Here is a 19,112-nt window from a genome sequence, read left to right on the forward strand (position 1 = left end):
TTCTACGTCATTTTTGCGCCTGACGACGAGGCCACCCCCTCCCGTATCGTCAGCCGTTGCACACGACCGATCCCAGTCCGGACCTCTGCCCGGATCCCAGCCCAAACGCACCGGCGTTGCGCCTGCCTGGCAGGGCCCGGGTTCCTGCCGGATGGCTCTGGCTGGTGCCGGCCCTGCTGCTCCGACTCGCCACCGGGCCGTGCTTCGGGGAGACGGAGGCGCCGCGCATCGACGCGGTGCTGCTGGTGGAATCGGACCTGTTCCTCCTGGCCTACGAATCCCATCCCACCCGCTACTACACCTTGCTGGCGGGCGATTCGATCGATGATCTGAGGCCGATCCGGATGGTGTTGGGACGGGATGGCAGCGCCGCCTTTGGGGATCTTCCTGCGGGTGCCACCACTCGTTACTACGCGATCGAGGAACGCCGCCTCGACGATCCGGGGGATGCGGACGGCGATGGCGTGGACGATGTAACGGAACTGTTGGGCGGCACCGACCCGCTGTTGGCCGGCGGGCCGGCCAACCTCCCACCAACGGTCGAGATCGTATCGCCCCGGGATGGAGGTGCGGTCCGTCTCGGAAGCGGTGTCACGCTCACGGCAGACGCCCATGATCCCGAGGGGGACCTGACCGGAGTCAGCGTGTTGGTCGGAGGCCGACGGTTCCCTGAGGTGCGCGACGCCCCGTTTGCGGTGGAATGGATTCCGGAGCGGACCGGCTCGTTTGTCGTGTCCGCCCTCGCCACGGACGGCATGGGGGCGTTCTCAGTGGCGCCGTTCGTGACGATCCGGGTCACCACCACCAATCTGCCGCCAGTCGTGACCCTCGTCGCGGTTCCCATCGGCGAGCTTGTCGAACCCGCAACCGTCCAGGTGACGGTGACCGCCATCGATCCGGACGGCACGGTTCTCGAGGCGGAACTGTTCCGGCAGGGGCTGTCGCTCGGCGTGTCCACCAACACCACCTTCACTCTCGCATTGCACGCTCTTCCGGCCGGCGAGCATCTGCTTGTGGCCAGGGCCACGGACGATGAAGGCGCCGTGGGAGTCTCCGCGACCGTCAGCCTCCGGGTGCGGCTCCTCACCCTCGATCTTCCGGCCGGCTCCCGGTACATCAGCCGTGAGCTGAGCGTGTTCAACTTCGGCGCACCGACCGCCGCCCGTGAGGCCATATCGAGCGAGGTGTCGGTTTACAACGCGATGCCCGGTTCACGGTCGCCATGGTCACTCCAGCAAATGGCCATCTCCCGTGAACTGAGCTTGTGGAACTTCGGTTCTCCCAGCGCGGCGATCGAGGCCATCTCGAAAGAAGTCTCGGTCTATGCCGCCCTGCCGGGCTCCGGTTCCACAGGAACGCGCATCCCCCAGGCCATCTCCCGCGAGGCCAGCCTCTGGAACTTCGGAGCGCCCAGCGCCCGGATCGAGGCCGTCAGCCGTGAGACAAGCCTCTTCAACTTCGGTTCGCCAACCGCGCGCATCGAGGCCATCGGCCGCGAAGTGTCCGTCCTCAACTTCTCCGAACTGCCGCCCTCCACCCAACCCTGAGCCCCACAGCCATGCTCCTCAACCCTATGAACCTCGTCACACGCCTTGGCCTCCTCGCCGTATTCCTCGCAGCCCCCGCCTTCGCCCAGTTGGCCGTACCCAGCGACGGCTCGGATGGGCACCTCGTGGCCAGCGGGAAGGAATACATCATCGATCTTTCCCAGGCCCGGGATGGTTCCTGGGACCAGAACAACGCCGCATTCGCGGGGAAGGGGATCTACGACGCCAGCCAGTGGGCCGTGGTCTTCAAGTACGAATCCGTCACCATCCCCAACGGCACCGTCGTCCGGTTCCTGAACCATCGATCCCGGGCGCCCGTGGTGTGGCTGGTGAGGGGAGAGGTGACGATCGCGGGAGAACTCGACCTGAGTGGAGAAACTCGGTTCCTTCCGGTTCTGCACAACGACTACCTCATCCCATCCGAACCGGGCCCAGGCGGGTGGCGAGGAGGCCCGGCTGGTCCTTTGGGAAAGGGGGCCGGTCTGGGGCCTGGGGGAGGCGGTGGGCCTGGGGGAGGCGGTGGGCCTGGGGGAGGGCCCGGAGGAGTGTCAAACGGAGCGCATGCGAGCCAATATGGAAACCCCGAACTGGTTCCACTGGTCGGCGGATCTGGAGGTTCATCCTTGAACCAGCCGGCCGGAGGCGGCGGCGGGGCGATCGTCATCGTGGCGGGTGGAATCATCGACATCAGGGGCATGGTTAAAGCGAATGGCGGAAGGTATGGCTATGCAGGTGGGGGAACTGCCGCCGGCGGAGGCGTGCGACTCGTTGCCAACGCCGTGACCGGGAACGGAGAGATATCCTGCCTGCCTGATGGACGTATCCGGATCGAAGCGAACACTCTCGACACCACCTTGCGACTTGCCCCGGAAACCATCGCCGTCCCACCGGAACCGTCGCCCGTTCTATGGCCCACAACGAACAGCCCCCAGGTCCGCATTGCGGGTGTGGCGGGAAAACCCGTTCCGGCGGATCCTTCGGCACCGCTTCAAGCGGCGGCGGACGTGGATATTCAGAGCGATCTTCCCGTGGTGGTCCTCATCGAGACGCAGTACTTCCCGCTGGAGGGTTTGGTCGAATTGCGGGTTGCCCAGAAATTCGGCGCCGCCGCGTGGAGACCTGCAACTTACCTATCCGGAAACGCGCTCGCAGCGACCTGGCATGTGACCAACACCTTCGTCAAGGGCTACTCGGTCCTCCAGGTGCGTGCCACGGTCCCATGAGTTCGATGGGGTCAAAGAACCGATGAAGACCCATTCACTTTGGTTGGTATCAAACCATTGCCCTTGTCTCTATCATGCATACGAATCCAGTTATCTCCCTCTCTGGAAGATCGAGGATGGCGAGTGGAAGCTGCATCGAGATATATGGAACTCGAGTGTGCCGAGGAAGAATCCCTGACCCGATTGCATCGGGATGCAGGGATCACGAAGGTTCCATCTGTGTTTTCGGTCTGCCCGCAATGCTGATCCATGAAGGGTGAAGCAGAGACACTGGGGCCGGTGGATCCGGGCGGACGGATCCACTCCGTGGATACCCTTCGCGGCGTCGCCGTTCTCGGGATTCTGCTGATGAACATCGTCGGCATGGGGCTCCCGGACCCGGCGTACTGGGATCCCTCCGGATACGGCGGTGCCGAAGGCTGGAACCTCTGGATCTGGGCCGGGAACGAGGTCTTCGTCGAGGGGACGATGCGGGGCCTGTTCTCGATGCTGTTTGGCGCCAGTGTCATTCTGTTTACGGGGAAGGGCGACGCCAACCGGAACGACGTGTCCATTGCCGACGCGTGGTATCGACGGACGATCTGGCTGTTCCTGTTCGGGATCATCCACGGGTATGTCCTTCTGTGGCCCGGAGATATTCTCTACGCATACGGCCTGATGGGAATGTTCCTGTTTCCGTTGCGACGGGTGAGATCCGGGAGGCTCCTCGCCCTGGGGGCCGCACTGCTGATGACCGGGGCGGGGACTGCCATGCTTGCATATCGGGGTGCCGTTCAGTCGCACCGCGGTGCGATGGCCGCGGAGGAGAAGCTGGAGCGGGGGGAGGATCCAAGCCCGGAGGAAAGGAAGGCTCTTGATCGCTGGAGCGAAAAGCGGGCCGCGTACCAGCCTGATGCGGTGACCAAGGAAGAGGAGATTGCTGCGATGCGAGGCGGCTATCTGTCCGCGGCGGGTCAACGCTTCGGCTACACCTACTTCATGCAGTCGCAGTACCACTACCGGCACAGCTACTGGGATATTCTGGGCCTCATGATCGTCGGGATGGCGCTGTTCAAGTGGGGTGTCTTCTCCGGCCGGATGCCGATCCGAACGTATGCGCTCATGGGGGCCATCGGTTACGGCGTCGGGCTGCCCATCAACGCCTACGAAACGATCGCCTATTTCCGGAGCCAGTTCGATCTGCTCACGTACTTCCAGATGTTGAACACCTATCAGTTTGGGCGAACCGGCGTTCTGATCGGGCACGTGGGCCTCATCATGCTGGTGTGCCGTCTCGGGCTGCTCGCGGGAGTGCGGCGGCGTCTGGCGGCGGTGGGACGCATGGCCCTGACCAACTACCTGACCCATACCGTGGTGACGACGTTTGTCTTCGTGGGGCTCGCCCAGTACGGGGCTTGGGAGCGCTATCAGCTCTACCTGCTGGTTCTGGCCATCTGGGCCGCCCAATTGTGGCTTTCGCCATTCTGGCTGCGTTACTACCGCTTCGGGCCCGTGGAGTGGCTGTGGCGCCGCCTCACCTATCTTCAACCCCAGCCGTTCCGTCGGGCCGCGGAAACGGGACGTCCGGAAGGTCCGGCGTTGGCCCTGGAGAGCCGATGAAGGGAAATCCGCCATTCACCGGTGCCGGAGCATGCCATCAAAGCTTAAACAGTCGGGAAGAACCATGACTCAACATGAAAAATTCCTTCTTTGCCGTCCAAATCCGCAAGGTCGGGTCAGGGCACTCCCGGTACCAGCGAGGCCAGCTTTACCCGGACCAATTCCAAAGAGCCCGGAAATCGCTGAAGAACCAGGATAATCAATCCGCCCGTGCGGCTGGAATCCGCAACACCTTTCCCTTCTGCTGAAGTCCAAGTTCGGCGAACGCCTTTCTCTGCGGCGCATTGAGGGTGAACGACGTTGCGCCGCTCGACACCCAGATGAAGTCGCGCTCGAATTCATTCAACCACTTGCCGTCGTCTTTCAACCAGGCTTTCAACCAGCGCAACTTGTTCAAGACCACATTGACTTCCGCATCGCTCGCGGTGTGGATTTCAACCCAATAGACCACCTCAGCGCTTCGGTTCGTGTGTTGGTAGGCGATTCCAAAATCCCAGCGGTTTGCGTTCGGTTCTTGTGGTTGCAGGGCGTCATCCACGTCCGCGCTGCCGGTCAATCGCCTCGTGTCTTCTGCTGCGATGTGCGGACGGTCCTGCGCTCGCAACGCCTGCAGGCCGGGCTTCCAGGCGTCTTTCAGATGTGGCGTTTCTTCGACGGCATGCTTGAACGTCACGACGCGGCCTCCCTTCCGGCATTCGCAACGGCGCGTGCGACGACCTCGTTGGCTCGTCCGCTGAATTCGGAAAGGCCGCCCCAACCGGCTTCCGCCGCTTCGTCCGACGATGGGTTTAGGTTGGAGATGTCCCGCGTTTGTGCGCTCTCCCGTTCAAAGTAGTAAACCCTCGCCTCGATCTTCTTCATGATGCGTTCGGCGATCTGCATCATGGATTGCGTCGCGGGTGCGTCAAAAACCTTCAATAGCGATTCCGGCCTTGCGCGTGCCTTGACCAAGTGTTTCAGCGCCCAAATTGCATCGAGAACCTGCGGCGAGTGCGTCGATACGCAGACGCGATAGCCGCGCGCGGCGAGTTCGAAAAGCATCAACACCACGACCCCGATTGCGCGCGGATGAAGACCCATTTCAAGCTCTTCGATAATCGCCCAGTCCACGCCCCTCCGCCGGGATGCGCCTGCCGGCGTCAGCAGGTAATAAAGACCAAGGAGAAGCGGAACGAACTCCCGCTGGCCGGCAGACCACACCATGAACGGAAGCGAATTCTTACCCGCCGCCAGCACCAGGCGTTTCTGCGCCCGCTGGGTGTCTACCTTCAAGTTGAAACCAGGAAAGATGTGCTGCTGAATCAAGTCCCGGAATTCTTCCTTCAATCTCCGGGGAACGGGAAAGAGGTCGCCACTGGTTCCGAACTTGCTCATGAGCAGCCGCAATTCCTCGCTGAATTCGCGCACCGTGAACGGCACGCCCGCGTCGTAATGCGTGAATGCCTGCGGCCAGCCATCGCGAAGCGTCAGGACTCGCTGGGCAGGGACAAAAAACATGGACTCGCCCCGCGATGCCTTCGTGCGTTGAATCAGGTCAGGGAGGTTGATTGAGTTCTCATTGAACTCGATGGATGTGCGCCCGTTCTTCCAGAGGCCATGCATCCCCTCGCCGAAATAGACGTCCAGAAAAAGCGCCAGTTTGTCTTCCCAATCAATGCCCGCCCGCCGGAGTTCCGACTTCACGTGCCTGGCGTCCACCAACAGCTTCAGCAATTGCAGGAGAATGCTCTTGCCGGTCGCCTGCGGGCCAACAAATGCGGTCAGGTTGCCAAAGTGAACGTCGGCGCAGCGAATCGGCCCGAAGTTTTCAACTTTCAGGTGCGGGTGACCTCTTTTGGATCGGATCTTCATACCGATTCATCCGGTTTCTTGTGTCGCGCGGCGCAGGCTGGCATGGGTGAAATGATGCCGAAGGGTCTTATGCCAGACAATTCGATTTGTGAAGCGGTGACAAACTCGGGCGTGAACCGGCCGTGCCAGCTGAAGTTGCTCCGCATCGGACGAACTCCGATGCCTCCGCGACGGGATCGATCCTGGTGCGAAATCATGTCAGCACTCACCCAAGCGGGACCACCTGCTGTCGAAATTGGGCCGGATCAGAATTCCCACACAGCCATGCAATTGTGGGCAGAACGATGACCTGAACCCGCGATTGGCGTAGGATCTTGCCTGCCGAGGGCAATGTGGCATTGGGACCTTGCTTGTCGGAAGAACCGATGGGAACGAGTTGAAATCGGGTGTGTGCGATGGGGCGACGCTGGAAAAGGTGCGCCTGCCGGCTCGATGACCGCCCTTCGGGCTGAGTACGAGCACCCGGGAGAGATGGCTTGGGGGAGTTCCAGAAGTCTGAGAAGCGGCCGGATGGATCTCGGAGGGGTTTTTCGGGGAGGTCAGCAGCGCGGGTGCGGTGCGGTGGGGGGATCCGAGGCAGAGGGTCGAGGGGTAGCCGGTGGAGGCGAGGGTCTGATACACCTCGGAGCAGCGGGAGCAGAGGCCTTCGTCGGGGTGCCAGTCCGGGAATTCGGACTGGATGCGGTCGCGGACGGGGTGGGGAAGGGATGCCGCCTGGGCCCAGTCGAAGGCGGCGAGGCCACAGAGGGGGCAGGGTCCGCCGGGCACGGGGGCGGGGCGGGCCTGAAGGACGCGGGGATCGGAGGCGATATCGAGCAGGTTGCGATGGGTGGCGGCGGTGCCGGGCGAAGGCGGCGGCGCGGTCGTCGGGATCGGAGACGGAATGGCAGTGTTCCCGATCGGCATGGATGCGGCGGACTTGCAGTGCGGGAGGGGAGTTGGCGGAAGCGGACGGGGCGACGCGGAGGGCTGTTTCGACCAGGTCATCGTCGTAGAGGGTGCGCATGGGGAACGGGGTGGTGGTTTGGGTTTGTGGACTCGCGGAGCTCGTTCCTCCGGAGTGAAGCAACGGGGTGAAATCGGAGGGCCGAGTTCCACGAGGCCGCAACGGGGTGGTGCTTGGGTTTGTGGACTGGCGGAGTTCGTCCCTCCGGAGTGAAGCAATGGGGGTGAAATCGGAGGGCCGAGTTCCACGAGGCCGCAATGGCGTGAAGCGTTGGTTTGTGGACTGGCGGAGCTCGTCCCTCCGGAGTGAAGCAATGGGGTTGAAATCGGAGGGCCGAGTTCCACGAGGCCGCAATGGCGTGAGGCGTTGGGTTTGTGGACTCGCGGAGTTCGTCCCTCCGATTCGTTGCCTCCTCACCCGCGACTGGGGGAGGCGCCGAATTCCGGGGGGCCAGAACTCAGCGGTGGACGATCTTGTCGAACTCGGCGGCGTCGAAGGCCCGTGCCGATTCGGTGCGGACGTTGCCCTGGGCGGCGAGCAGGGCGAGGGCACGGAGGATGGACTGCTCGTCGTTGGCGGTCAGGATGAGGAGGCCGTCGAAGGCGCCGCTGGTCCAGAGCTGGGATTCGACCTGGACGCCTTCGCGCTGGGCGGCTTCGCGGAAGGCGTTGGCGCGTTGCGGGGATTGCTGGAGGGCTCGGGTTCCCTGGTCGGTGAAACGGAGGAGGGTGACGTAACGGATCATGAATGAGTAGGGTTGGTTGGTTTTTGTGTTTTCGGGAGTTGGATGGGGCCGCGGCGGGTCTGGCGGAGAGGGCGATGGCCAGGAACCCCAGCCCAATGCCCAAGGGAGGAAGAAGGCGATAAGGACAGGGCATGCGTGGAGGTTATGGCACCGGGGCAGGGTTCCTGGAATTGATGCGGGTCAAGGTTCGGGCGGGCCCGTCCGAGAAATGGCGGATTCACCACGAAGGCACGAAGGACACGACGAGATCTGCGAGTCCTCGACCCAACGCTCCACACCGTTGCGGCCTCGTGGAACTCGGCCCTCCGAGGCGACGCTTCGCGGATTTTGCGGATTTTGCGTGCATGTGTACGAAGTTTTGGGCGGTGAGGTAGGGCGGAAGGCGGGCGGGGAGGGTCGGGGGAGGGGCGGCGCAGGGGAGCGTTGGAGGAGGGCATGGGGATTCGGGGTCAGGGGGTCAAGGGGTCATCAGGACCCGGTAGAAGCGGGGGGGGGCGGTGGGGTCGAGGGGAACGATCCAGTCGAAGGGGACTTCCTGGGGGCGGGTGATGGTGAGGGTCTGCCAGGTGAGGAGGTCGGTGGAGGTCTGGAGATGGTATTCGGGGCCGAAGTCGCCGCGGTTGCGGAAGTAGAGGAGGCTCCCGACGACGCGGGGAAGATCGAGAAACGGAGGGGAGGGCGCGGTGATGGAGAGGGCAAAGGTCTGTACTGCGGCCAGGGGCGGGTGGCCGTCGTCGGTGACGGTGATGCGGAGGTCGAAGGTGGTTCCGGCCTGCTGGAGGGTGGGGCGCCAGGTGAGGGTGCCGGTGTGGGGATCGAATTCGGCGCCCGGGGGAAGGGGGTCGAGCTGGAATGTCAGCCGTTGGTGGGGTTGGTCGGGATCGGTGGCCGGGAATGGGAGGACCAGCATGGCTCCGGCGACGATGGATTGGTCGGGGATGGGGTGGAGTTCCGGGGGGCGGTTGACGTAGTGGGGGGCGTTGGAGGTTTCCGGGGACGGTTCGGCAAAGGAGACGAACGGGCCGTCGGCGCCGTCGGGCATGCGGCCCATGGAGACGCCGCGGGTCTGGCGTCCGAAGTACACGGCGTCGATGGGTTGGCCGTTGGAGGCGGTGAGGACGATGGCTTCGCCGGCGGCGGCGAGGGCGAAGCGGGCATGCTGTGGGCCGTCCTGGGGACGATTGTCGGCGTCGATTCGGACGAAGCCGCGTCCGGCGATGAAGCTGAGGGGGGCGAAGGCATACCGGTCCTGGCGGGCGAGGCCGGGGTGATCGGAGAGGTGCAGGCCGTGGAGGGCGACGGGGAGGTCGGAGCGGTTGAAGAGTTCGATCCAGTCGTTGTCGTGGTCGGACTGGGCGAGCCATTCGTTGATGCGGAGGTGACCGGGGGAGGCGGTGGGGGCGGGTTCGGCGTTGGGGGCGCCGGGAGTGGGGGTGGCGAGCAGGGTCCAGCCGTCGGGGGTGTGGCCGAGGGTCCGGTCGGGCACCTGGAATCCGAAGGCGAGGGTGTCGGAGAGGCGCCCGTCGGGGGCGAGGAGGAAGAGGGAACCGCCGCGACGGGGGAGCTGGAGACGGCTGTTGAGCGGGGAAGCGGATGAGGTGGTGGCGGGTTGGGCGGGGTCGCCATGGACGAGGAGGAAGGCGCCGGGTTGGAGGGTGGTGCCGGGCGGAAAGGTCCAGGAGGGGTCTCCGGTTCGGGACGTGGCGAGGCGGAAGCCGGACAAATCGAAGGGGGAATCGCCCGGGTGATGCAGTTCGATCCAGCCGGGTTCGAAGGCGGCGGCGATTTCGTGGAAGCGCGGGGCGGCGGGATCGGGGAGGGCGTTGGGCAGTCCGGGGCTGGCGGTGTGGGGGAAGGCGGTCAGGGACGGGGCACCGTCGGGGAGGCGACCGGCGGAGGCGCCGGGATCGAGGTGGGCGAAAGGCGTGAGGGCGATGCGATCGAGGGACTGGCCCGAGGCGTCGAGCAGGGCGAGTTCGACGGTGTCGGGGCGGAGTTCCAGGGCGACGCGGTCCGGACCGGATCGGGTGTCGGGGTGGAGGAGGAGGTGCTGGCTGGGGGCGAGGAAGGTGTGGGCAGGGAGGTGCGCGACGGCGGTATCGGTGGCGAGGAAGAGTCCGTGGAGGGAGGCCGGGAGGGAATCGTGACGGTTGTAGAGTTCGATCCAGGGGTCATGGCCGGGAGCGGGCCGGGCGAGCCATTCGTTGAGGGCGAGCTGGCCGGGGTTGGCGAGGGGTTGGGGGGCATTGGGCTGGCCGGGGGTGGGCTGGCAGAGGGTCCAGGTGGCGTCGGGGCCGGTGCGGCCGAGGGTGAGGTCGGGCAACTGGCTGCCGAACGAGACGGCGTCCACTCGCTGGGACTCGGAATTGAAGAGCGTGAGCGTTTCGCCGGCGCGGTTTAGGGCGAAACCCGTGTGAAGTCCGGGGGTGTCGCGGCGGTCGTCGCACCAGACGACGAGATAGCCGCCGGGTGGGATCGAAGTGCCGGTGGGGAAGACGAACTTCCTGGGTTCGCTGGAGTCCGAGAGGCTCCAGCCGGAGAGGTTGGCGGGGGCGGGGCCGGCGTTGTGGAGTTCGATCCAGTCGGGGGCATGGGGGCCATTCAGGACGGAGCCGGTGTTGACGGCCATGAGTTCGTTGAGGCGGACGGGGGGCGGGGTGGGGGTGGGGGCATGGGGGACGACGCCCGGGGTGCCGTGGGGGACGACGCTGGAGCGCCAGGCGGCGGGGGATTGGGGATGGGCGTTGAAGTCGATTCGTTCGAGGGAGGGACCGGAACCGGCGGGGGATCGGGGCCAGCCGCCAGAGGAGGCGTAGGTCACGGCGGTCACGGCGCGGCGTTGGCGATCGAGGAGGGCGATGCGTTCGCCGGCATTGGCGAGGGAGCCGGAGAAGTGTCCGAAGACGGCGACGGCGGGGTACCGCTGGGCGAAGGCGTCGGGGCTGAGAGTGGAGGCGAGCACCACGACCTGGGCGGGCTGGAGGATGGAGTTGGGGGGGAAGATGAAGCGGATTCCTTCGAAGGAGAACCCGGTGACGTCGATGGGGATGACGCCACGGTTCTGGAGTTCGAGGAACTCGTAGGGATCGCCTTCGAGGGGTTGGTAATGGATCTCGGTGATTGCGAGGGGGGATACCGGGCTGTCGAGTTCGAGGGTCGCCTCGGCCAGGGCGCTCCAGGTGTCGCCGAGGCGGGCGCGGGCCTTGACGAGGGTCGAGCGGGTCAGGGGGATGGGAGCGGTGTAGGGGACGGCGGCGGGGGCCATGGCGCCGGAAGGGGCGAGGCGCGGATCGGAGCCGTCGAGGGTGTAGTACAGCGTGCCCGACGGGGCGGTCATGGAGAGGGCGGTTCCGGAGGGGATGCGTCCGCTGCGTGGGGCGAGGGTGGGAGCGGCGACGGCGGGGTAGAGGCCGGCGGCACGGAGTTGGTTGAGGACGGTGCCGGTGCGATGGGGGAAGTAATCACGGAAGAGGCGGTCGCGTTCCTGGGCGAAGTGTTCGTCGACGGTGTAGAGGAGGTAGGGGCCGCTGGAGTAGGAATGGACATCGCGACGGTAATCGCCCCAGCGGGCGGATTCGGCGACCATGGCGCGTTCGACCTGGTCGATGCGGCGGCGGTAGCGGTCGGCGACGGCGTCGGGGGTGAGGGCGCCGTCGTGGAAGAGGTGGCGGTGAGCGCGGTCGGCGAAGTCGAGGCGGTACTGGGGGTTGGCCAGCATTTTGGCGTGGAGTCCGGACGCCTGGTCGGTGCGGGTGACGATGTTCTGGGTGGGGGAATTGAGGATCAGTTCGCCATCCCAGCTCCAGAAGCGGAACCCTTCGCCGGGGGCGCGCCGGCGGATGGCGTACCAGTTCTTGTCGGTGAACCAGTCCTGGTGGCCGACGTAGAAGTGGAGGAGGACGTAATCGATGTAGGCGGGGACATCGAGGTATTCCTTCATGCGCTGGTACTGGGTGTCGGAGGCGAGGTCGGAGAGGGCGCGCATGGCATTGTAGGCGACCATGGTTCCGTCCACGCGCTGACCTTCATTGACCACATCGTAGTCTTCGCGGGTGCCCCCGAAGTAGGATTCGGCGTACGCGGCATCGGGGCGTTCGGTGGGATCGTAGATGCCCCAATAGAGGCCGTTGAGGTAGAGGTGGACGAAGCGGTTATGGGAGGCGAAGCCGCCCATGGCGCGCTGGGAGTCCTTGATCCAGGCGTCCCGGACGCGCTGGCCGCGGAGGCGCTGGGCGCCGTCCCAGTGCATCCACGAATTATTGAAGTCGGCGCGGAGGGTGAGGGTGTTGAACTCGGCGAGGGGGGCGTCGGGGAAGACGCGATGTTCGAGCTTGGGCGGGCCGTAGTCGCGTTTGAAGACGAGGCGGAAGGCGTGCTTGGCGGTCTTGACGGGGTCGCGGACGGAGTTGCCCTGCATCTGGACGCCGCAGTCGATCTGGTGCGAGGCGCCGGTGTCGGGATCGAGGAACTCGGCGGAGGCGGCGCGTTCCCAGGAGGGGCCGCGGGCCTGGGATTTGGGATAGATCCCGGTGGCGTTGTCGAAGAGGTCGGCGGGCCGGGCGACGAGGGAGAGGACCGGGAGGGAGCGGAGTGAATCGATCATGCGGTCGCGATAGGCGGGGGACTGGGTGATCTCGGGGTCCATTTCGTAGTCGGCCGTCCAGGCGCGTCCCTGGGTGTCGATCCAGGTGGCTGGATAGCCGGGCGGGTCGGGCGGTTGGAGGACGACCTGGGAGAGGAAGAGGTAGGTATGGGTGATCGGGGCGGAAGGGAGGTGGCCTTCGAGGAAGGCGGTGGCGCGGAGGACGGTGGTCGTGGAGATCGTGAGCGGGTCGCGGTAGAGGCGACCGGCGGCCGCGGTGGGCGGGGTGCCGTCGGTGGTGTAGCGAATGGTGACGCCGTCGAGGGGTGAGGAGAGGTGGAGTTCGAAGGGATGTTCGAAGAGACCGCGGGAAACGTTGACCTCCACGGGGGGGACGATTCCGGCGAGGGTGCTGGGCGGGTTGGGCGAGCCCGGGGTGGGTTGGGCGAAGTGGCGGAGGTGGTCGTCGGGGTCGTAACCGTAGGAGTGGTCGAGGCGCTGGGGCGGGTAGGCGGGTGCGAATTCGGAGACGGCGACGCGGGGGGATTCGGCATTGAAGAGGGCGAGGTATTCGCCATCGAGGCCGAGCCGGAAATTGGTGTGGAGGGGGCGTTCTGGGGCGCCGGAACGGCGGTCCTTGCCCGAGGCGAAGACGACCAGGAAGGCACCGGGCGCGAGGGGGGTGTCGGGAAAGACCCACTGGCCGGGGAGGGCAGGGTCATCGGTGAGCGACCAGCCCAGGAGATTGACCGGGGTATCGCCGCGATTCTCGATTTCGATCCAGTCCGGGGTGTGGCCGTCCTCGTCGCGCAGGCCGGCATCGTTGGAGGCGTCGGCGAGGAACTCGGAGATGCGGACGGCGTGGGAAACGAGGTCCGGATCGACGAGATAGGACCAGGGGTCGCCGGAGAAGGGATTGGGTGTGGGAGCGCGATCGACGATGGCGTGGTTTCCGGCCCAGCGCAGGGCGACGGGTCCGGCCGGACGGGGCGGGAAGGTGAAGAGGTAGGGCCCGGCCTCGGAGCCGGCGACCTCGGCGGCGGGCTGGTCGTCCACGAGGAGATCGGAAGCCCGGACTCCGTCCACGGGTTCACTGAAGAGCACCTCGATGCGGGAGAGTTGCCGGACGGTATGACCGGGCGGGGGGAGGATTTGCCGGAGGGCGGGCGGGGTGCGGTCGATGTGGAGATAGGACCAGGTGGCGGCGGGGGCGGTGGTGTCGAAGGGGTTCGGGGGATCGGCGAAATCGGTGATCCCGGCGCCGGGATCCCAGGAGACGGCGACCGGGCCGAGCGGCGGGGGTTCGACGGTGAAGCGGTAGGTGGTGCCGGAACCCTGGACTCCGAGGGCGGGCCGCTGGTTGAGGAGGAGGTCGGAGAAGGCGAGGCCGCGGACGGGTTCGGAGAACGTCACCGTGACGGTGGTCAGGTCCTCGACTTCGCCGGGGGCGGGATCGATGGCGGCGAGGGTGGGGGGTGAGGTGTCGCGAGGGCGGGCGATCAATTCCAGGTCGAAGATGAAATCGGAGCTGGTGCGGGAGGTATTGAGGGCGAGGACTGCGGCCTGGTTGGTTCCCTGGACGAGGTAGGCGTGAGGGGAGGTCAGGGTGGTGCCGAGCCAGTCGATGGGTTCGGGCACGGCGGCGGTGGCGGTGGCGGTACGGCCGAAGTTGTCGCCGGCATGGTTGTAGCGATGGACGAGGGTCCCGTTGATCCAGAGGACGAAGCCATCGTCGCAGAGGTGGCGGAGGTCAAGGGTGGCGAGGGAATCGAGGTCTTCGATGACGAAGGTGCGGCGGAGGAAGAGGGTGGTGTAGTTGTTGCGCATGTCGGCCAGGAGGGTCCGGCCGGAGTAGACATTGGCGGTGTCGTAGTAGAACGGAGCGCGTCCGGCGGTCCAGTCGCTGTCATGGAAGTCCGTGTGCCGCCAGGCCTCGGGGGGGACGGACGGGTCGAGGGTGCCCTTGCGGTAGGTCCAGGGGGCCTCGGTGGGGATGAGGATTTGGGCGGGGGCTGCGAAGGCGGTGAGGCAGAGGGCGGCCAGGCCGAGGATCGGGAGGCGGCGAACGGGGGATCCGCAGGGAGGATGGCAGGACGGGGGGGAGGCGATCGTGGCAGGGGGCATGCGGTGATGGGGTTGAATGAAGCCCACGAGCCGGCGACCGTAAACCCATTGTTGATGGAATCGGACGGGGATCGGAGAGTGCCGCGATGATTCCCGGTGCGAGGGGTGCCATTCGGGCGTTGCTGGCGGGCGCAGTTTTCGGGGCGGCGGTGTGGGCGGGGGAGGTACCCGACTTCCGTCGCGAGATTGCGCCTGTGCTGGTCGAGCAATGCCTGTCGTGTCATGGGCCCGAACGGCAGCGGGGTCGATACCGGGTGGACACGGTGTCGGCGCTGCGGCGTGCGGGGGTGAGCGGGGAGGCGGCGGTCGTGGCGGGCGATGCGGAGGGGAGCCTGCTGATGCGACTGCTGACGGCGGACGATCCGGAGGAACGGATGCCGCAGGGAGGGGAGGCGCTGGGGGCGGACGTGATCGAGCGGTTTCGCAGGTGGATTGCGGGCGGGGCGCGGTTCGAAGGCGATGAAAGTGTGCCGCTGGTCGATTGGGTGGAGGCTTCGGGCGTTGAACCGCCGCCGGCCGAGTACGCTTATCCGATGCCGGTCGCGGCGCTGGTGGGGTTGGGGGAGGATCGTTGGGCCATGGGTGGGTTGCGGGAAGTGCTGGTGCGGGACGGCGGGGGCGGGTTGGTGCGGCGGCTGGCGGGGTTGCCTGAGCGGGTTCAGGCACTGGCCCTGCATCCGGACGGGCGGCGCCTGTACTTTGCCGGTGGGGAGCCGGGGCGAAGCGGGGCGGCGGGCTGGTTGGAACTGGACGGCGACGGGTCACCGCGCGTGCTGGCGCGGGCCTCGGACTGGTACCTGGCGCTGGCGATCAGTCCGGCGGGGGATCTGGTGGCGGCGGGTGGGACGGCCCGCGACATCGGGGTCTGGGACACGGCGACGGGCGAACGGGTGGCGACGCTGGCGGGGCACTCCGACTGGGTGCTGGACCTCGCGTTCAGTCCGGATGGGGAACGGTTGGTGTCGGCGGGCCGGGACGGGACGGCGCGGGTGTTCGGGGCGCGCAGCGGGGAGTGGTTTGGAGTGTTTCGAGGGCACGGCGCCGCGGTGACGGCGGTGGTCTTCGGGGCGGACGGGGAGCGCGTGGCGAGCGCGGGTCGGGATGGGCGGATCCGGACTTGGGAGGCGGCGACGGGGGGCGGTGCGAAGGGATCTCCGGGGGTCGCCGGGCAGGCGGTCCGGTTACGTTCCGAGGGGGAGCGTTTGTGGAGCGCGTGGAGCGACGGGCGGGTGCGGGAGCATCGATGGGAGACGCTGGAGCCGGTACGGGAGTTTGGGGAGGGTGGGGAACGATTGACGGCGCTGGCGCTGGCGCCGGGGCTTGGGGAGGGGCGGCTGGCGACGGGGAGCCAGGGGGGGTGGGTGCGGATGTGGGAGACGGAGGGTGGGGCGGCGGTGCGGGCGTGGCGGGCGGTGCCGGGGGGGGGGGGGGAGGTGAAACCTGACGGCTGAAGCCTGAAGGCTGAAGCCTGAAACCTGAAGCCTGAAACCTGAAGCCTGAAACCTGAAAGCTGAACGACTTCAGGTTTCAGGCTTCAGGCTTCAGGTTTGAAGGTGCGGTGGGGAGGTGTCGTTTCAGGGGGCGGAGGCGGGGGGGGTGGAGCGGATGAGGCGGTAGAAGGCGGTGGGGGCGGTGTCGGAGATGGGGAGGCGGAGGGTTCGTTCGTCTTCGGTGTCGTCCGGGGTGCCGTCGGCGGGTTGCCAGGGGGCATCGAGGGCCGTGGTTTGTTGGGGCGTGAATTGGTCGAAGCGACGGCACCAGCGAAGGAGCCGGGTTCCGTTGGCGGCTTCGAGGGTGAGGTGGGGACGGAGGTCGCCGTGCGCGGTGAAGGTGACGGTGCCTTCGATGCGGCCGAGGCTCGGTTCGTCGGGCTGGATGAACTCCTCGAACCGGAAACCGCCAGTGAGGGTGGCGCGGTCGCCGTCCAGGGTGAGCCGGGTTTCGAGGCGGGAGATGGTGTTGGTCGAGCGCGTGCCCAGGTCGATGGCGTCTTCGCACGGGAGTTCGGCGAGTTGGACCACGACGCAGGCGAGTCCGGTGGCCTGGTACTGGACGTGTCCGGCCAGGAGCGTGGGGACCATGGGGAAGACGATCACACTGTTGGTCCAGGGTTCGAAGGGGGTGGCGACGGACGCGCCGGCGTGGCGGATGACCAGGTTTTCGACCTGGGCACCGATTCTGCCGCCGAAGCCGAAGTCGAGGGTGACCTGATGGCGGGCGGTGGCGGCGAAGCGGACATCCCGGAGGCCGGCGCGGGAGTCGGCGTCGTCGCACGGCAGCGTCAGCACCAGGTGTCCATCGAGGGGATGGGTATCCGAGGAGCACTGGTCCTGGATGCAGAGGGTGGTGGTGAGCGACGAGGCGGCGGGGTCGAGGACGAGGGGGAGGAGCGTGTCGGCGGCCCGGGCACCGGGCGGCATCAGCACGGCGCAGGCGAGGGCGCAGGCAAGGGCGGGGGCAAGGGCGGGGGCATGAACGAGGCGGGGCCGGGGTTTCATGGGAGATGGGGATCGGGTCGGACGGCTTCGACGAGCTGGCGGACGAAGGCGGCCACCTCGGGGACGAGCTGGGGGGAGTCGCCGAGCTGGGCGACGCGATGGACGATGGCGCTGCCGACGACGACGGCGTCGCCATGGGCGGCGACGGCGCGGGCCTGATCGGGATTGGAGACGCCGAAGCCGATGGCGACGGGGAGGCTGGTGTGCCGGCGGATGGCGGCGACGCGGGCGGGGATGGAATCGGCGATGCGCTCCTGCATGCCGGTGACGCCTTCGCGGGAGACGTAGTAGAGGAATCCGGACCCGCGGGCGACGATACGGCGGATGCGTTCCTCGGGGGTGGTCGGGGCGAGGAGCCAGATGGCGCAGAGGCCGGCATCACGCATGCGTTCCTCGTAGGTGTCGGCCTCCTCCGGAGGAAGGTCGAGGACGAGGAGGCCGTCCACGCCGGCCCGGGCGCAATCGGCGATGAAGCGGTCGAGGCCGACGCGGTGGAGGAGGTTGTAATAGACGTAGAGGACGATGGGGATTTGGGATTCGCGGCGGATGTCGGCGACGGTGGCGAGGAGGCGCGGGGGGGTGGTGCCACTGGCGAGGCCGCGCTGGGCGGCGAGCTGGTTGACGAGGCCGTCGGCGAGGGGATCGCTGAAGGGGACGCCGAGTTCGAGGACATCGACGCCGGCCTGATCGAAGGCGAGCGCGAGCTGGCGGGTGGCTTCGAGGTGGGGATCCCCGGCGCCGAGATAGGCGATGAAACCCTTCTGGCGGGCGTCGCGGAGCTGGTGGAAGCGGGAGACGATGCGGTTCACGGGTTGGGAGTGCGAAGGCGGAGCGAAGAGGAATGGCGGGCACGAAGCCGGGCGGTCTCGCGGCGGCTCGCGCTCCGGGAGGAGTGGAGGCGGTTCATGGGGGGAGGGGTCCGGTTCAGGCGAGTTCGGCGAGGAGCTGTTCCATTTCCGCGCGGGGTCCCTGGTGATCCTGATCGATGGCGAGCTGGCGGGCGCGTTCGAAGGCGGCACGGGCCTCGGCGGGCTGGTCGAGGGCGAGGTGACAACGGCCGACGAGGATCTGGACGACCATCCAGTCGGGTTTGTGTTCGAGGGCGGTGTTGAGGTGGCGGAGGGCCTCCGCGTGGCGTCCGGCATCGAAGAGGGCCTTGGCCAGGCTGAAGCGGGCGAGGTCGTTGGCGGGTTGGGCGGCGAGGAGGCCTTCCCAGCGGGCGATGGGATCGTTCATGAGGGGGGACCGGCGGGGCGCACGAGGATTTCCTCGACGACGGCGCGGGGAGGGAGATGGATGGCGAGGAGGGCGCAATCGGCGACGTCCTCGGGTTGGAGCATGAACTGGCGTGCCTCGGCGGAGGGCGGGTTGGGGCGATGGTCGAGGAGGGGGGTATCGATGTCGCCGGGGAGGAGGGCACAGGCACGGATGCCGCGGTGACGTTCCTCGGCATTGATGGCCTGGGTCAGGCCGAGGAGACCGGCCTTGGAGGCCGAGTAGGCGGGGCCGGCCTTGGGGCTGGCCTGGCGGGCGGCGTCGGAGACGACATTGACGATGGTGCCGGACCGGCGGGCGCGCATCGAGGGGAGGAACGCCCGGGTACACCAGTAGGCGCCGTGGAGGTTGGTGGCCAGGAGGCGGAGGTACTCCTCGGGGGAGAGGACTTCGAGGCTGCGCCGGGGGGTGTTGGTGCCGGCGGCATTGACCAGCACCTCGACGGATTCGAAGGCGGCGAGGACTTCCCCGGCCATGGCATTGACGGCGGTGGCCTCGGCGATGTCGCAGGGGAGAACCAGGAACGGAGGGTCCTCGGCCAGTCCGAGGGCAGCCGTCTCGTCCAGGGCGGACTGGCGGCGCCCGACGAGGGCAACGCGCCAGCCATCGCGGGCGAGGGCGAGGGCCACGGCACGGCCGACGCCGGAACCGGCGCCGGTGACGACGGCGGTGCGGGGGGGCGCCGGGGGGGATGAAGGAGGGGCGGGGGTATCGCTGGGCAT

Annotated in this window: 12 protein-coding genes; 4 read left to right on the plus strand and 8 right to left on the minus strand. The window is 67.0% G+C overall.

Annotation, left to right across the window (positions count from 1 at the left end; translation table 11 throughout):
* Positions 1 to 56: 56 nt before the first annotated feature.
* The 3 genes from KF833_16430 to KF833_16440 all read left to right on the plus strand — a co-directional run bounded on the left by KF833_16430 (position 57) and on the right by KF833_16440 (position 4,369).
* Positions 57 to 1,547, plus strand: coding sequence for a hypothetical protein (locus tag KF833_16430; protein ID MBX3746898.1), 1,491 nt, complete (start codon positions 57 to 59; stop codon positions 1,545 to 1,547).
* 11 nt (positions 1,548 to 1,558) lie between these two features.
* A complete protein-coding gene (locus tag KF833_16435) occupies positions 1,559 to 2,770 on the plus strand; it encodes a hypothetical protein (GenBank protein MBX3746899.1) in 1,212 nt (403 codons plus the stop codon).
* Between the two features lie 249 nt (positions 2,771 to 3,019).
* A complete protein-coding gene (locus KF833_16440) occupies positions 3,020 to 4,369 on the plus strand; it encodes a DUF418 domain-containing protein (protein MBX3746900.1) in 1,350 nt (449 codons plus the stop codon).
* Positions 4,370 to 4,568: 199 nt separating this feature from the next.
* Here KF833_16440 and KF833_16445 read toward each other — a convergent pair whose 3' ends face one another.
* From KF833_16445 to KF833_16460, 4 genes are all read right to left on the minus strand, one after another.
* Complete coding sequence (locus tag KF833_16445) at positions 4,569 to 5,042, minus strand: hypothetical protein (GenBank protein ID MBX3746901.1); 474 nt, start codon at positions 5,040 to 5,042, stop codon at positions 4,569 to 4,571.
* Positions 5,039 to 6,220 carry an AAA family ATPase gene (locus tag KF833_16450; protein MBX3746902.1) on the minus strand — a complete coding sequence of 394 codons (1,182 nt, stop codon included), beginning with the start codon at positions 6,218 to 6,220 and terminating at the stop codon, positions 5,039 to 5,041. Before KF833_16450 ends, KF833_16445 begins: the two co-directional genes overlap by 4 nt.
* 1,403 nt (positions 6,221 to 7,623) lie before the next feature.
* A complete protein-coding gene (locus KF833_16455; protein ID MBX3746903.1) occupies positions 7,624 to 7,911 on the minus strand; it encodes a GYD domain-containing protein in 288 nt (95 codons plus the stop codon).
* Positions 7,912 to 8,368: 457 nt separating this feature from the next.
* A complete protein-coding gene (locus tag KF833_16460; GenBank protein MBX3746904.1) occupies positions 8,369 to 14,617 on the minus strand; it encodes a lamin tail domain-containing protein in 6,249 nt (2,082 codons plus the stop codon).
* Positions 14,618 to 14,703: 86 nt separating this feature from the next.
* Between KF833_16460 and KF833_16465 the strand changes: the two genes are divergently transcribed.
* Positions 14,704 to 16,068, plus strand: coding sequence for a hypothetical protein (locus tag KF833_16465; GenBank protein ID MBX3746905.1), 1,365 nt, complete (start codon positions 14,704 to 14,706; stop codon positions 16,066 to 16,068).
* Positions 16,069 to 16,191: 123 nt separating this feature from the next.
* Here the strand turns inward: KF833_16465 and KF833_16470 are convergent, their stop codons facing one another.
* The 4 genes from KF833_16470 to KF833_16485 all read right to left on the minus strand — a co-directional run bounded on the left by KF833_16470 (position 16,192) and on the right by KF833_16485 (position 19,112).
* Positions 16,192 to 17,115, minus strand: a complete 924-nt coding sequence (locus tag KF833_16470; GenBank protein MBX3746906.1) for a hypothetical protein — start codon at positions 17,113 to 17,115, stop codon at positions 16,192 to 16,194.
* Positions 17,112 to 17,924 carry a tryptophan synthase subunit alpha gene (gene trpA, locus KF833_16475; protein MBX3746907.1) on the minus strand — a complete coding sequence of 271 codons (813 nt, stop codon included), beginning with the start codon at positions 17,922 to 17,924 and terminating at the stop codon, positions 17,112 to 17,114. The genes KF833_16470 and trpA overlap by 4 nt, the downstream gene beginning before the upstream one ends.
* A 115-nt stretch (positions 17,925 to 18,039) precedes the next feature.
* On the minus strand, positions 18,040 to 18,351 hold the full coding sequence (locus KF833_16480) for a tetratricopeptide repeat protein (protein ID MBX3746908.1): 312 nt from the start codon (positions 18,349 to 18,351) through the stop codon (positions 18,040 to 18,042).
* A complete protein-coding gene (locus KF833_16485; protein ID MBX3746909.1) occupies positions 18,348 to 19,112 on the minus strand; it encodes an SDR family oxidoreductase in 765 nt (254 codons plus the stop codon). Before KF833_16485 ends, KF833_16480 begins: the two co-directional genes overlap by 4 nt.

The sequence above is a fragment of the Verrucomicrobiia bacterium genome (assembly GCA_019634625.1).
Lineage (GTDB): Bacteria > Verrucomicrobiota > Verrucomicrobiia > Limisphaerales > CAIMTB01 > CAIMTB01.

Excerpts from the sequence above, each read along its gene's own strand:
- KF833_16435 (MBX3746899.1), top strand. The coding sequence starts at position 1,559 with ATGCTCCTCAACCCTATGAACCTCGTCACACGCCTTGGCCTCCTCGCC.
- KF833_16440 (MBX3746900.1), top strand. The coding sequence starts at position 3,020 with ATGAAGGGTGAAGCAGAGACACTGGGGCCGGTGGATCCGGGCGGACGG.
- KF833_16450 (MBX3746902.1), bottom strand. The coding sequence starts at position 6,220 with ATGAAGATCCGATCCAAAAGAGGTCACCCGCACCTGAAAGTTGAAAAC.
- KF833_16455 (MBX3746903.1), bottom strand. The coding sequence starts at position 7,911 with ATGATCCGTTACGTCACCCTCCTCCGTTTCACCGACCAGGGAACCCGA.
- KF833_16460 (MBX3746904.1), bottom strand. The coding sequence starts at position 14,617 with ATGCCCCCTGCCACGATCGCCTCCCCCCCGTCCTGCCATCCTCCCTGC.
- KF833_16465 (MBX3746905.1), top strand. The coding sequence starts at position 14,704 with ATGATTCCCGGTGCGAGGGGTGCCATTCGGGCGTTGCTGGCGGGCGCA.
- KF833_16470 (MBX3746906.1), bottom strand. The coding sequence starts at position 17,115 with ATGAAACCCCGGCCCCGCCTCGTTCATGCCCCCGCCCTTGCCCCCGCC.
- KF833_16480 (MBX3746908.1), bottom strand. The coding sequence starts at position 18,351 with ATGAACGATCCCATCGCCCGCTGGGAAGGCCTCCTCGCCGCCCAACCC.
- KF833_16485 (MBX3746909.1), bottom strand. The coding sequence starts at position 19,112 with ATGCCCAGCGATACCCCCGCCCCTCCTTCATCCCCCCCGGCGCCCCCC.